Source organism: Lysobacter enzymogenes (genome assembly GCF_017168095.1).
GTDB classification, from domain to species: domain Bacteria; phylum Pseudomonadota; class Gammaproteobacteria; order Xanthomonadales; family Xanthomonadaceae; genus Lysobacter; species Lysobacter enzymogenes_D.
This window is the reverse complement of sequence record NZ_LXSD01000068.1, coordinates 1-12,680: the sequence shown is the minus strand read 5'-3', so window position 1 is coordinate 12,680 and position 12,680 is coordinate 1. Positions and strand designations below refer to the sequence as shown.

14 protein-coding genes are annotated in these 12,680 nt (G+C 71.1%); 10 read left to right on the top strand and 4 right to left on the bottom strand.

From position 1 onward, the window contains the following. Positions 1-375: 375 nt before the first annotated feature. The 3 genes from A7A76_RS01990 to A7A76_RS01980 are packed head-to-tail and all read left to right on the top strand — an operon-like array spanning position 376 to position 3,897. On the top strand, positions 376-2,004 hold the full coding sequence (locus A7A76_RS01990; RefSeq protein ID WP_206409627.1) for a transglycosylase SLT domain-containing protein: 1,629 nt from the start codon (positions 376-378) through the stop codon (positions 2,002-2,004). A gap of 13 nt (positions 2,005-2,017) precedes the next feature. Then, positions 2,018-3,241: a site-2 protease family protein gene (locus A7A76_RS01985; RefSeq protein WP_206409626.1), complete on the top strand. Its 1,224-nt coding sequence runs from the start codon at positions 2,018-2,020 to the stop codon at positions 3,239-3,241. After that, positions 3,238-3,897, top strand: a complete 660-nt coding sequence (locus A7A76_RS01980) for a lysoplasmalogenase (protein ID WP_206409625.1) — start codon at positions 3,238-3,240, stop codon at positions 3,895-3,897. The genes A7A76_RS01985 and A7A76_RS01980 overlap by 4 nt, the downstream gene beginning before the upstream one ends. Before the next feature lie 213 nt (positions 3,898-4,110). Here the strand turns inward: A7A76_RS01980 and A7A76_RS01975 are convergent, their stop codons facing one another. The 3 genes from A7A76_RS01975 to A7A76_RS01965 form a co-directional block, all read right to left on the bottom strand. Beyond that, positions 4,111-5,130, bottom strand: coding sequence for a hypothetical protein (locus tag A7A76_RS01975; RefSeq protein WP_206409624.1), 1,020 nt, complete (start codon positions 5,128-5,130; stop codon positions 4,111-4,113). A gap of 125 nt (positions 5,131-5,255) precedes the next feature. Beyond that, entirely contained in the window at positions 5,256-6,104 is an 849-nt protein-coding gene (gene asd, locus A7A76_RS01970; RefSeq protein WP_206409623.1) for an archaetidylserine decarboxylase, read from the bottom strand. After that, positions 6,101-6,745, bottom strand: a complete 645-nt coding sequence (locus A7A76_RS01965) for an SCO family protein (RefSeq protein ID WP_206409622.1) — start codon at positions 6,743-6,745, stop codon at positions 6,101-6,103. Before A7A76_RS01965 ends, asd begins: the two co-directional genes overlap by 4 nt. Before the next feature lie 146 nt (positions 6,746-6,891). On the opposite strand from A7A76_RS01965, the gene prmB reads away from it, so the two are divergent. The 6 genes from prmB (at position 6,892) to A7A76_RS26190 (ending at position 11,886) form a co-directional block, all read left to right on the top strand. Continuing rightward, positions 6,892-7,821: a 50S ribosomal protein L3 N(5)-glutamine methyltransferase gene (gene prmB, locus A7A76_RS01960; RefSeq protein WP_206409621.1), complete on the top strand. Its 930-nt coding sequence runs from the start codon at positions 6,892-6,894 to the stop codon at positions 7,819-7,821. Positions 7,822-8,421: 600 nt separating this feature from the next. Further along, positions 8,422-9,549 carry a chorismate synthase gene (gene aroC, locus A7A76_RS01955; protein WP_206409620.1) on the top strand — a complete coding sequence of 376 codons (1,128 nt, stop codon included), beginning with the start codon at positions 8,422-8,424 and terminating at the stop codon, positions 9,547-9,549. Next, entirely contained in the window at positions 9,542-10,552 is a 1,011-nt protein-coding gene (locus A7A76_RS01950; protein WP_206409619.1) for a 2-hydroxyacid dehydrogenase, read from the top strand. Before aroC ends, A7A76_RS01950 begins: the two co-directional genes overlap by 8 nt. 18 nt (positions 10,553-10,570) lie before the next feature. Next, a complete protein-coding gene (locus A7A76_RS26195) occupies positions 10,571-10,744 on the top strand; it encodes a DUF6053 domain-containing protein (RefSeq protein ID WP_428995065.1) in 174 nt (57 codons plus the stop codon). After that, the gene (locus A7A76_RS01945; protein ID WP_206409618.1) at positions 10,741-11,763 is read left to right on the top strand and encodes an aspartate-semialdehyde dehydrogenase; all 1,023 of its coding nucleotides are present in this window, start codon (positions 10,741-10,743) and stop codon (positions 11,761-11,763) included. Before A7A76_RS26195 ends, A7A76_RS01945 begins: the two co-directional genes overlap by 4 nt. 72 nt (positions 11,764-11,835) lie before the next feature. Then, on the top strand, positions 11,836-11,886 hold the full coding sequence (locus tag A7A76_RS26190) for a DUF6053 domain-containing protein (protein WP_428995066.1): 51 nt from the start codon (positions 11,836-11,838) through the stop codon (positions 11,884-11,886). Here A7A76_RS26190 and A7A76_RS26185 read toward each other — a convergent pair. Beyond that, a complete protein-coding gene (locus tag A7A76_RS26185; RefSeq protein WP_354519227.1) occupies positions 11,868-11,918 on the bottom strand; it encodes a DUF6053 domain-containing protein in 51 nt (16 codons plus the stop codon). The two genes, A7A76_RS26190 and A7A76_RS26185, sit on opposite strands and share 19 nt — an antisense overlap. A gap of 116 nt (positions 11,919-12,034) precedes the next feature. On the opposite strand from A7A76_RS26185, the gene A7A76_RS01940 reads away from it, so the two are divergent. Further along, positions 12,035-12,680, top strand: a 646-nt coding sequence (locus A7A76_RS01940; RefSeq protein ID WP_428995064.1) for a type IV pilus assembly protein FimV, incomplete at its 3' end; no start/stop codon positions are given.

Sequence of the window (12,680 nt, the reverse complement as noted above, 5' to 3'; positions counted from 1 at the left end):
ATCCTGTGCGCCGCCCTTCGGGTCTCTGGTTGCCTGTGGCGAGTTCGGGGCGGCGGGGGGAGCTGAGGGCAAAGGCATACGTAGTGTGGATTCCGGCTTTTGCCGGAAAGACGGGAGGTGTTTGGTGCTCTGGATTGATCGCAGGGCGGTGTGGTTTGGGGGGGGCGCTCGTGCTTGCGAGCTTGAGGGCGAAAAATCGGCTGTCGGCCTGAACTTCGTTGGCGCCGGCCAGTCGAACCTCGCTCATCCGCTCGGGCGTCCGCCCGCCACCCGCCGGGAAGGCCTGGAAAACCCGCGTCCGGTCACGGTCCTTGCCGGGCCCGGACCCGCGCCGTTACCCTGGCCCCCCCGCAAAAAGGACCTGCCGCACGCCTCATGCCCGCATATTCACGTCCCGCCCGCGCCGCGCGCGCCCTGGTCGGCTTCCGTGCGGCGGTCGCGCCGCTCGCCGCCGCGCTCGCGCTGTGCAGCCTCTCGCCGCAAGCCGCGGCCCTGTCCAAGCGCGATCAGGCCGCGGTCGACGCGCTGAGCCAGCGCATGCAGTCGGCCGAAGCCCGCTATCAGTCGGCCCTGGTCAAGATCCGCAACGCCGACCCGACCGGCCGCCAGGACAGCGATGCCGCGCTGGAGGACATGGAGGACGTGATCGCCGCCTGCCTCAAGCAGAAGGGCTGCGCGCCGAGCACCATGCTGGCCGGCTACAAGCGCCTGCTCAAGGCCAACGCCGACTCGGTCGCCAACACCGACGATGACGCCGAGGACGCCGGCCAGCTCGACAGCGACGGCCTCGCCGCCGATGTGCCCGAGGCCGCGCGCGCCGCCGCGCTGCTCAGCGACGACGGCCAGCGCTTCGTCAAGATGGTCCAGTACAACCCGGCCGTGCAGGCCGGCATCCGCCGCTGGCTGACCGACCTGCGCGGCCCGCTGATGCAGAGCTACGACAACTATCAGTACATGCGCGGGCTGATGTGGCCCGAGTTCCAGCGCGCCGGCCTGCCCGAGGCGCTGCTGTTCGGGATCATGGCCAAGGAATCCAACGGCCGCGTGCATTCGACCTCGCGCGTCGGCGCCGCCGGCCCGCTGCAGTTCATGTTCGCCACCGGCAAGCGTTTCGGCCTCGGCGACGACGGTTCGGGCTTCGACACCCGCTACGACCCCAAGCAGTCCGCGCAGGCCGCGGCCGAGTACTTGAACGAACGCCTGGGCCAGCTCAACAACTCCATCGAGCTGTCGCTGGCCGCCTACAACGGCGGCGAGGGCCGCGCGCTGCGGATCAACAACGCCTCGGGCGGGCGCAACTTCTGGGACGAGTCGGTCTACAACCAGTTCCCGGCCGAAACCCGCGACTACGTACCGATGGTGGTCGCCGCGGCGTGGCTGTTCCTGCACCCGCGCGAGTACGGCCTGAATTTTCCCAAGGTCGACAGCAAGCTCGCGCAGTTGCGCCTGAGCCGGCCGAGTTCGATCTACGAACTGACCATCTGCATGGGCGGCAGCGGCAGCCGCGACGGCTACATGCGCGCGCTGCGCAACCTCAACCCGCGCTATCAGGCCGACAGCTACCTCTCCGCCGGCACCACGCTGACCGCGACGACCCGCATGGTCAGCCTGTACAACCGTTGGTGCGTGCAGGGCAAGCGCGCCGAGCTGGCGCGCACGCTGGTGGCCAGCGACGCGAACAGCGCGATCGTGCGCACCGGCCCGCTGACCGTGCTGCCGGTGTCCAGCGCCGGCGAGGACGGCACCGTGGCCTATGCCGGCACCAGCGCCGCCGCGGTGCCGACCACGGTCGCCACCGGCCGCCCGGCGCCGGCGCCCAAGCCCGAGCCGAAGAAGAAGGCGACGCCGAAGGACTACAAGATCCAGCGCGGCGACACCCTGACCGACGTCGCGCGCAAGTTCTCCTGCGACACCCGCGCGCTGGCCAAGGCCAACGGGCTGAAGGCGCCGCGCTATGCGGTCAAGCCGGGGCAGCGGATCAAGTTGAGCGGTTGCGGCGACTGAGGCGCAGGCCGGCATGAGCACGGACGCGACTGCCGCCGGACCCGCCGCCCGTCCGGGCGGCGACGCGCCCGTGTTGCGCGATCTGTCGCCGCGCGCCTTGCGGCGATGGACGTATCTCTCGCGCCTTTGGCTGGGCTCGATGTGGGGTGCGCTGGTCGTGGCGTTGTCCGAGCTGATGGCGGGGACTGGGCCGGTTCCCGTGGCGCTGCTGGTCGGCGCGTCCTTGCTGGCGATGATCTCGGTGGTGCCCGTGCACGAGTGCGGGCACTGGTGGGCCGCGCGCCTGCGCCGCATGGCGGTGGCGGTGGTGGTGATCGGCCCGCTGGAGCTGCAGCCGCGCCGGCGCGGTTTGCGCCTGCGCCTGCGCGGGCGCAACAGCGCCCGGCGCGGATTGGGCGGATGGGTGGTCGCGTTGCCGGACCCGCGCCGCGACGTGCGTCGCGATGCGATGTGGATGGTCGCCGGCGGCAGCCTGGCCAACCTGTGTTTCGCCGCGGCCTGCTTCGTCGCCGCGCTGCTCTTGCCGCTTTCGCCGCTGCGTTCGGCGTTGTGCCCGCTGGCCACGGTGCACCTCGCCATCGGCGTGCTCAACCTGCTGCCTTATCTCGTCGGCGGCCACACGCCCAGCGACGGGCTGAACCTCTGGCGGCTTTCGCTCAATCGCTATGAGGATCTGCCGGGCTGGTCGCTGAAGCTCGTGCTCGGTCATTTCGCCGCCGGCTTGCCGGCGGACCGACTGGACCCGGCGCTGCTGCAGCGGATGGCGGCCGAGCCCGAGCCGATGCCGCTGATGCGCGATTGGCTGGAATTCGAAGCCGCGCAGCAGGCCGGTGCCGCGGCCGATGCGGCCCGGGTCCTGGCGCGCATGCGCGAGCGCGCGGAGGCCTACGCGCCGCAGCAGCGCGAATCGGTGGCTGACGTATTGGCCATAAGCGAGGTGCAGGACGTGTTTCATCGAGCGCTCGGCGGCGGCGACCGCGAAGCCGAGCAGGCGCTGTCGGCGCTCGACCTGAGGCAGCCGGCCTTGTGGCGCGCGCCGCAGGTGGCGCCGCGGGTGCGCGCGCTGTCGGCGGCGTTGAACGGCGACGCCGCGGCCGCACGGGCCGAACTGGAGCGTTCGCGGCGACATGCCGAGAACGATCCGGTTCCCGGCGTCGCCGAGCACGAGGCGGCGCTGCGCGAAAGGATCGTCGCCCTGTTGCGCTCTGCGCCCGCAACTGCCGGAGCCGCGCGATGAGCGGCGGTGCGCGTATCTGGGCGGCCTGCATCGCGGTCTCCGCCGCCCTGGCCATCGTCGGCGCCTACGCCCCCGGCGCGATCTGGCTGCATTACCTGTTCAAGCCCGCGACCACGCTGCTGATCGCGGCGATGGTGCTGCGCCAGGGCGCCGGCGCCGATCCGCGCTATCGCCGCGCGATCTTCGCCGGGCTGCTGCTGTCGACCGCCGGCGATGCGTTCCTGATGCTGCCCGGCGACTGGTTCGTGTTCGGCCTGGGCTCGTTCCTGTGCGCGCATGTGGCGTATCTGGTCGGCCTGTGCAGGCGCGCCAGGCCGTTCGCGGCGCGGTGGCCGTTCCTCGCCTATGCGGCGGTCGCCGCGACGGTGATGGGCGTGCTGTGGCCGCATCTGCCGAACGACTTGCGCATCCCGGTGATCGTCTACGTCGCGGTGCTGGCGGCGATGGCCGCGCAGGCCGCGGCGGTGTGGCGCACGCGCGCGGACGCGGCCGGCGTCGCGGCGGCGATCGGCGGGGCCTTCTTCGTGTTTTCCGACGCGACCCTGGCCATCGACCGCTTCGCCGCGCCGTTCGCGGCTGCGCAGGCCGTGGTCTTGGTCAGCTATTGGGCCGCGCAGTGGTGGATCGGGCGCTCGGCGGCGTTGGCGCGGGGTTGATCGCGCGCGCAAGCGCATGCAAGCCGCACGGCGGACCGCGCCACCCACCTGCCGTGACCGCGCCACCCACCTGCCGTCATTCCCGCGAAGGCGGGAATCCAGAGACTTCAGCGTCATGTCGCGATGAAGCCCTGGATTCCCGCCTTCGCGGGAATGACGGCGTGGTGGGCGCCTGCGCGCTTAGCGCGACCGATCGTCCCCGAGCGCCAGCGGTCAGGCCGCAGGCTCGGCCCGACCCTCGTCCTTTTTCTCCGCCGGCGCCTGCGGCCCCGGCGACGTCAGTGCCTCGCGCGCCTTGCGCCACCATCCACCGGCGACATCGCCGGCCTGGCCCACGCCTTTTTGCAGCGACTCGCCCATCGGCTTGAGCGCCTGCTCGTCGGCGAAGCGGGTCGCCGCGCGCATCGCCTCGGGGCCGTGCGCCTGCACCGCGTCCCAGGCCAGCGAAGTCGCCAGCCGCGGCATGAACGCGAAGGAATCGACGTCGTCGCCCTTGGCCTCGGCCTGGGCGATGAGCCCGGCCAGTTCCTTGCGCAGCTCGGCCGGCACGCTCGGGTCCGCGCTCAGGCGCTTGAGCGCGACCAGCGCGTCGCGGGTGCGGCCTTCCTGCACCGCCACGCCGGCGCCGGCGATCTGGCCCAGCCACGGCGCGCGCAACATCTGGCCGAGCGCGTCGGCGTGGACCTGGGCGCGGTCCCAGCGCTTTTCGCTGACCGCCAGGTAGCCCAGGCCCAGGTGCAGGGCGAGCATCTGCCCGGCCGGGCCCTGGTCGAAATCGCCGTCGCCCTGGGCGGCCCAGACCCGCTCGCTCTCGGCCTGCGCCAGCTGCGGCCACTGCAGGCGCTGGAACGCGACCGAGCGCAGCGAGGCGGCGGCGAGATTGTCGAACGCGGCGCACTCCTGCGCCTCGACGATGTCGGTTTCGGCCAGCGCCAGGGTGGTCTTGTCGGCGCCGAGCGCGCCGTAGGCCAGCAGCAGGTGGGCGATGCACAGATCGGCCGGGCCGAGTTCGGGCAGGTCGGATCCGGCGATGCCGGCCTTGTCGCTGAACTGCGCGCCGAAGCGGTAGGTCGCCAGCGCCGCCGGCAGGCCGTTCTCGGAGACGCGGCGGTATTGGGTGTAGGTCAGGCCGTCGCGCAGGTCGGCGAGTTGCTCGGATTCGCTCTTGGCGCCGCAGGCGGCGAGGGCGGCGGCGAGCGTGGCGAGAACGAAAATGCGTCCGTAGCGGGTCATGCGTTTCCCCTCCGTGGGGTTGGATGGCTACCTGTAGGAGCGGCGCAAGCCGCGACCGCGACACCGCACCTACGACGCAAGCGAGGTGTCGCGGTCGCGGCTCGCGCCGCTCCTGCAGGAGGCTTTCAGCGGGTGCGGCGGGCCAGCGGCTGGCCCAGGCGCACGGCGGTTTCGGCCTGCAACGCGGCGTCCAGCGTCGCCGCGCCCGGCGGCAGCAGCACGATCACGGTCGAGCCGTAATTGAACCGCGCCATTTCCTCGAAGCGCTTGAGGGTGATGCCCTTGCCGCGGTAGTCCTTGGTGGTGACGCGGTCGCCGTAGGCGGGGATCTCGATCCCGCTCCACACTGTTTCCACGCCCGAGACCAGCAGCGCGCCGACCATCACCAGCGCCATCGGCCCGAAGTCGGTGTCGAAGTGGCAGACCAGGCGTTCGTTGCGCGCGAACAGGCGCGGCACGTTGCGCACCGCGTCGGGGCCGACGCTGAACAGTCGCCCGGGCACGTGCACGGTTTCGCGCAGGGTGCCGGTCCAGGGCATGTGCACGCGGTGGTAGTCGCGCGGCGACAGGTACACGGTGGCGTAGTCGCCGTCGCGGAACGGCGCCGCCGCGGCCTCGTCGCCGCCGAGCAGTTCCAGCGCGGTGAACGAGCGGCCCTTGGCCTGGAAGATCTCGCCGGCGCGGATCGGCCCGCACTGGCTGATGCGGCCGTCGGCCGGCATCAGCAGGGTGCGCGCGTCGCCTTGCGCGCGGCGCGCGCCGGGCTTGAGCGCGCGGGTGAAAAAGGCGTTGAAGGTCGGGTAGGCGCGCGGGTCCGGGTTGGCGGCCTCGTTGAGATCGACGCCGAACTTTTCGGTCACCGTGTCGATCAGCCAGCGGCTCACCCGCGGGTCGTCGGAATAGGCCAGCATCCGCGCCAGGCCCGACAGGAACCGGTGCGGCAGCACGTAGGTGAGGGTGGTGACCAGGCTCACGGCGAGGCCTCCGTCAGCGCGGCCATGTCGCGCGCGATCACGTTCGGCTCGAACGGCGGCCGCACCAGGCCGGCCATGCGCCCCTGCGGGTCGAGCACGGCCATGCTCGCGCTGTGGTCCATCGAGTACTGGTTTTCCGGCGCGCCGGCCGGCGCGGGCACCTTGGCGAACACCATGCTCAGCGACTTGGCGAAATTCTCCAGCGCCGGCACGTCGGCGGTCGCGGCCAGGGTGTCCTTGTGGAAGCCGTGGGCGTACTCGCCGATCTTGTCCGGGCTGTCGCGCTCGGGATCGACCGAGACGAACAGCACCCGCGGACGGGTCGATTCGGGGATCGATTCCCAGGCCTTCTGCGCCACCGACATCTGCGCCAGCGTGGTCGGGCACACGTCCGGGCAATGGGTGAAGCCGAGGAAGACCAGGGTCCAGTGGCCCTTGAGCTCGCCCGGGATCAGCTGGGTGCCGTCGGACTGGCGCAGCGAAAACGCGGGCAGGGTGCGCGGCGGGTCGAACAGGCGCACCGCCTGGGTCTGCGGCAGGTGCGAGCGCTTGGCGCTGCCGAAGTATTTCTGCGAGGCCCACAGGCCCAGCGCGGCGGCCAGCGCGGCCACCAGGACGATGGCGGTAGTGCGGTTGAACATGGCGGTTCCAGCTTGAATGCCCGGCCATGATAGGGGATTCGCGCTGGGGGATCGGCAAGGCGGCCGGGCCCGGTCCCGATTCCGCATTGCCGACCCAAGCTATACTGCGCCCCCTGCTTCGCTCCGCATCCCGTCCTGGACCCGCCGTGCCCGCTTCCGTTTCCTTCGAACCGCTGACCCTCGTCGACCTGATCCGCTACGGGGCCAGCCGCTTCAACGCGGCCGGGCTGAGCTTCGGCCACAGCTACGACAACGCCCTGGACGAGGCGACCCAGCTGGTCCTGCACGCGCTGCACCTGCCGCACGACCTGAGCCCGGTCTACGGCCAGGGCCGGGTCACGACCGAAGAGAAGGACGCCGTGCTGGCGCTGTTCCAGCGCCGCGTCGACGAGCGCATCCCGGCCGCCTACCTGACCGGCGAGGCCTGGTTCGCCGGCCTGAGCTTCAAGAGCGACGTGCGCGCCCTGGTGCCGCGCTCGCCGATCGCCGAGCTGATCGAAGCCGGCTTCGAGCCCTGGCTCGGCGGCCGCGAAGTGCGCCGCGCCCTGGACCTGTGCACCGGTTCGGGCTGCATCGCCATCGCCACCGGCCATTACCACCCCGACTGGGAAGTGATCGGCGCCGACATCAACGACGCCGCGCTGTCGCTGGCCGCGGAAAACAAGGAACGCCTGCTCGCCGGCAACGTCGAGCTGCGCAAGTCCGACCTGTTCCAGGGCCTGCAGGGCGAGGTGTTCGACCTGATCGTCACCAACCCGCCCTACGTCACCGACGACGAGACCGACGCGCTGCCGCGCGAGTACTCGTTCGAGCCGGAACTGGGCCTGCGCGCCGGGCACGACGGCCTGGACCTCGCGCTGAAGATCCTGCGCGACGCGCCGCAGCACCTCAGCCAGGACGGCCTGCTGATCTGCGAAGTCGGCGAAGCCGAGCGCGCGCTGAGCGAGCTGCTGCCGCAGCTGCCGCTGGCCTGGGTCGAGTTCAAGGTCGGCCAGATGGGCATCTTCGTGGTCGAGCGCCACGACCTGGTCGAGCACCACGACGCGATCAAACGGCTCGCCGACGCGCGAGCCTGATCGAGCCGTTCAAGATCACGCGCGTCGGCGGCTGGTAGCGCGAGGTTCCCGCCTCGCGCAGCGCCGCACGCGACGCTGACTGCACAGCATCGCCGGCGCCGACCGGCCGGAACTCGCAAGCGCCCCGCGGCGTCTGCGCTCCTCGAACGCTTACGCCTGCGGACTCCTTGGAGATCGCCGCGGGCTTGCGCCTGCCTTCGTTGCAGCGGAAACCGGAGCGGTCGGCTATGGTGGCCGGGGCGGTGCGCGCGCGGTTGCGTCGCGCGGGCGGGGCGCATCGGGTCCGAGGACGTTTCCGCGGGCCGGGCCTGGCGGCAAGTCCCGCGGAAACGTCCTCGGACCCGATGCTTCGTCGCGTCTGGGGCGCTCGCTGTGATTCGTGCCGGCACTCCTGGTTCTCTCAAAATGGGGGGGGCGGCGCCTGCGAATCGATCATTTCCGCCCGTCACGGCCGCGACTTACCATCGATCCGCCCCTGTAGGAGCGGCGCGAGCCGCGACCGCGAATCCGCAACGACGACAAACCCGCTTCATCCCCACCACACCCACCCCCGCGATCATCGCCAACGCTCCACCCGGCACCCACCAGGATCCCCCCGCAGTGGCCAGCAACAGCTTCGGAACCCTCCTCACCGTCACCACCTTCGGCGAAAGCCACGGCCCGGCCATCGGCTGCGTCGTCGACGGCTGCCCGCCGGGCCTGGAACTGGCGCCGGAAGAGTTCCGCCACGACCTCGAGCGCCGCGCCACCGGCCGCAGCCGCCACACCTCGCAGCGGCGCGAGACCGACGAGATCGAAATCCTCAGCGGCGTCTACCAGGGCCGCACCACCGGCACCCCGATCGCGCTGCTGATCCGCAACACCGACGCGCGCAGCAAGGACTACGGCAACATCGCCGAGCAGTTCCGCCCCGGCCACGCCGACTACAGCTATTGGCAGAAGTACGGCCATCGCGACCCGCGCGGCGGCGGGCGCTCGTCGGCGCGCGAGACGACGATGCGCGTGGCCGCCGGCGTGATCGCCAAGAAGTGGCTGGCGCAGCGCTACGGCGTCGTCGTGCGCGGCTACATGGCGCAGATCGGCGAGATCGTGCCGGCCGGCTTCGACCTCGACGCGGTCGAGGGCAATCCGTTCTTCTGGCCGCACGCGGACCAGGTCGGCGAGCTGGAGCGCTACATGGACGCGCTGCGCAAGTCCGGCGATTCGGTCGGCGCGCGCGTGGACGTGATCGCCGACGGCGTGCCGCCGGGCTGGGGCGAGCCGATCTACGGCAAGCTCGACGGCGAACTGGCCGCGGCGCTGATGAGCATCAACGCGGTCAAGGGCGTGGAGATCGGCGACGGCTTCGCCAGCGTCGCGCAAAAGGGCACCCAGCACCGCGACGAGCTGTTGCCGCAGGGCTTCGCCAGCAACCACGCCGGCGGCATCCTCGGCGGCATCAGCACCGGCCAGCGCCTGCGCTGCTCGGCCGCGTTCAAGCCGACCTCGAGCCTGCGCCTGCCGGGCCGCAGCCTGGACGTGCACGGCAACGAAGTCGAAGTGGTCACCGTCGGCCGCCACGACCCTTGCGTGGGCGTGCGCGCGACCCCGATCTGCGAGGCGATGGTGGCGCTGGTGCTGATGGACCAGGCGCTGCGCCATCGCGCGCAATGCGGCGACGTCGGCACGGTGACGCCGCGGGTGCCGACGCAGGCCGGCTTCGACGATGCGGGCACGGGCGATGTCTGAGCGTCCGCGCGTGTGGGTCTCGCAGCCGCTGTTCGCCGACATCGTCGCGCGGCTGGGCGAGCATTTCGAGGTCGAGACCACGGCCGAAGTCACCCGGCACGCGCCGGACGCGGTCAACGCGATCCTGCGGCGCATGGACGGCGCGCTGGTCACGCTCAACGATCCCATCGGCGCGGCCCAGATCGAAGGCGCACCGCGCCTGCGCGCGATCGCCAACGTCGGCGTGGGCTACAACAATCTCGATGTGCCCGCGCTCAGCGCCGCCGGCATCCTCGCCAGCAACACCCCCGACGTGCTGACCGAAACCACCGCCGATTTCGGCTTCGCCCTGATGATGGCGGCCGCGCGCCGCATCGGCGAGGCCGAGCGCTGGCTGCGCGAGGGGCATTGGCAGCGCTGGAGCTTCGACAGCCTGCTCGGCGCCGACGTGCACGGCGCGACGCTCGGCATCCTCGGCATGGGCCGGATCGGCCAGGCCATCGCCCGCCGCGCCGCCGGCTTCGGCATGCGCACGCTGTACCACAACCGCAGCCGCTTGCCCGAAGCGGTGGAAGCTGACTGCAAGGCGAGCTACGTCGGCTTCGACGAACTGCTGGCGCGCGCCGATCACCTGATCCTGGTGCTGCCGTATTCGCCGCAGGCGCATCACCTGATCGACGCCGCCGCGCTGGCCCGGATGCAGCCGCACGCGACCCTGACCAACATCGCCCGCGGCGGCATCGTCGACGAGGACGCGCTGTGCGACGCGCTCGAACGAGGCCGCCTTGGCGCCGCCGGCCTGGACGTGTACGAGGGCGAGCCGCGGCTCAACCCGCGCCTGCTCGAACAGCGCCGGGTGGTGCTGACCCCGCACATCGCCAGCGGCAGCCTGGCCACGCGCCGGGCGATGGTGGCGCTGGCGGTCGACAACCTGATCGCCGCGCTGGGCTGCGGCCCGCGCGCGGGCGATCCGCCGAGCCCAATTAACGCGGCCGAAGCTGCGGCGGCGAGGGCGGGGCGATGAACCTTCGACGGTGCTGTTGTGGGAGGGACTTCAGGCCCGATGCTTTTGTGCCAGGTCGCCGCGATCCGAAAGAAGAGCATCGGGCCTGAAGGCCCTCCCACCAGCGCCGCCGCCGCAACCCTCACGATTTCGCACCACCCGCCGGAAATGGGTCCGGCGGTCCCCACAAGTCAGGTAACTCAGAACAGATGAACGCCAAGACGTCCTGCAATGTCGCCGTCGTCGGTGCCACCGGCGCGGTCGGTGAAACCATGTTGAAGGTGTTGGCCGAGCGCAAATTCCCGATCGGCAAACTGCATGTGCTGGCGAGCGAGCGTTCGGCGGGCGAGAAAATCGAGTTCGAAGGCCAGACCCTGGTGGTCGAAGACCTGGCCAGGTTCGACCCCAAGGGCGTCGACATCGCCCTGTTCTCGGCCGGCGGCTCGGTGTCGAAGGAATACGCGCCGAAGTTCGCCGCCGCCGGCGCGGTGGTGATCGACAACTCCTCGGCGTTCCGCTACCAGGACGACGTGCCGCTGGTGGTCAGCGAGGTCAATCCCGACGCGCTCAAGAACCGCCCGCTCGGCATCGTCGCCAATCCGAACTGCTCGACCATGCAGTTGATGGTCGCGCTGGCGCCGATCCACCGCAAAGCCAAGCTCGAGCGCATCAACATCGCCACCTACCAGTCGGTGTCCGGCACCGGCAAGCGGGCGATGGAAGAGCTGGGCCGGCAGACCGCGGCGCTGCTGAACTTCCAGGAGGCGCAGCCGGAGATCTACCCTGTGCAGATCGCCTTCAACGTGATCCCGCACGGCGGCGACTTCACCGACAACGGCTACACCACCGAGGAGATGAAGCTGGTCTGGGAGACCCGCAAGATCCTCGGCGACGACAGCATCGGCGTGAACGCGACCGTGGTGCGGGTGCCGGTGTTCTACGGCCACTCCGAGGCGGTGCACATCGAGACCCGCGACAAGCTCTCGGCCGCGGACGCGCGCGCGCTGCTGGAGAAGGCGCCGGGCCTGGTGGTGGTGGACGAGGCCAAGGGCGGCGGCTATCCGACCCCGGTGACCCACGCCTCGGGCGAGGACCCGGTGTTCATCGGCCGCATCCGCGAGGACATCTCGCACCCGCGCGGGCTGTCGCTGTGGGTGGTGGCCGACAATATCCGCAAGGGCGCGGCGACCAATGCGGTGCAACTGGCCGAGCTGGTGTGGAACGAGCGCTGAGGCTCTTCGCTCAGCGGTGAGATCGGGCCCTGCGGGGCCCGATTTCGTTTTGGGGGCCTTCGACCTTCTTTTGTGGGAGGGCCTTCAGGCCCGATGCCCTTCGGTCAGTTCGCGGCGAACTGAGACAAGAGCATCGGGCCTGAAGGCCCTCCCACAAACACCCGCTTCCTCACCGCCAGTCAACGGCTTAGGATGAAAACTTAACGAACGCGTTGCGCATTAAGCCCGTACACCTTTAGAGTCGCCGCCTGACTTCGGATTGGGATGCCTCGTGAGATCAGGTTTCGCACGCACCGCTCTGGGCCTGGCGCTGGCATTGGCCAGCTCGGCGGCCTGCGCGCTGGGTCTGGGCCAGATCGAGGTCAAATCGCGCGCCGGCCAGCCGTTGCTGGCGGAAATCCCGGTCATCGCCAGCGGCCCGGAGGAACTGGCGCAACTGCGCGCCGGCCTGGCCTCGCCGGAAACCTTCCAGCGCATCGGCCTGGAGCCGCCGCAGGGCATCGTCACCGACCTGCGCTTCACCCTGGCGGTCGACGCCAACGGCAAGCCGGTCATCCGCGTCACCAGCACCCAGCCGGTGCAGCAGCCGCTGCTGACCTTCCTGATCGAAGTGGATTGGGGCCAGGGCCGCCTGACCCGCGAATACTCGGCCCTGCTCGACGCGCCGCGCACCGCGTCGGCGCCGATGCAGCCGCCGATCCAGGCCGCCGCCGGCGCCGCGCCGAACACCATCGAACGACCGCTGCAGGCGCCGCTGCCGTTCGGCGCGCAGCCACAGCCGACCGACCCGCTGGCGGTGGAGAACGCGGCGCCGGGTTACGACCCGGGCAACCTCGGCCAGGCCCCGGCGCTGCCGCCGGACGCCATCGCCGGCCAGGGCGAACCCTTGCCGCCCGCGCGGCCGCTGCCCGACGCCG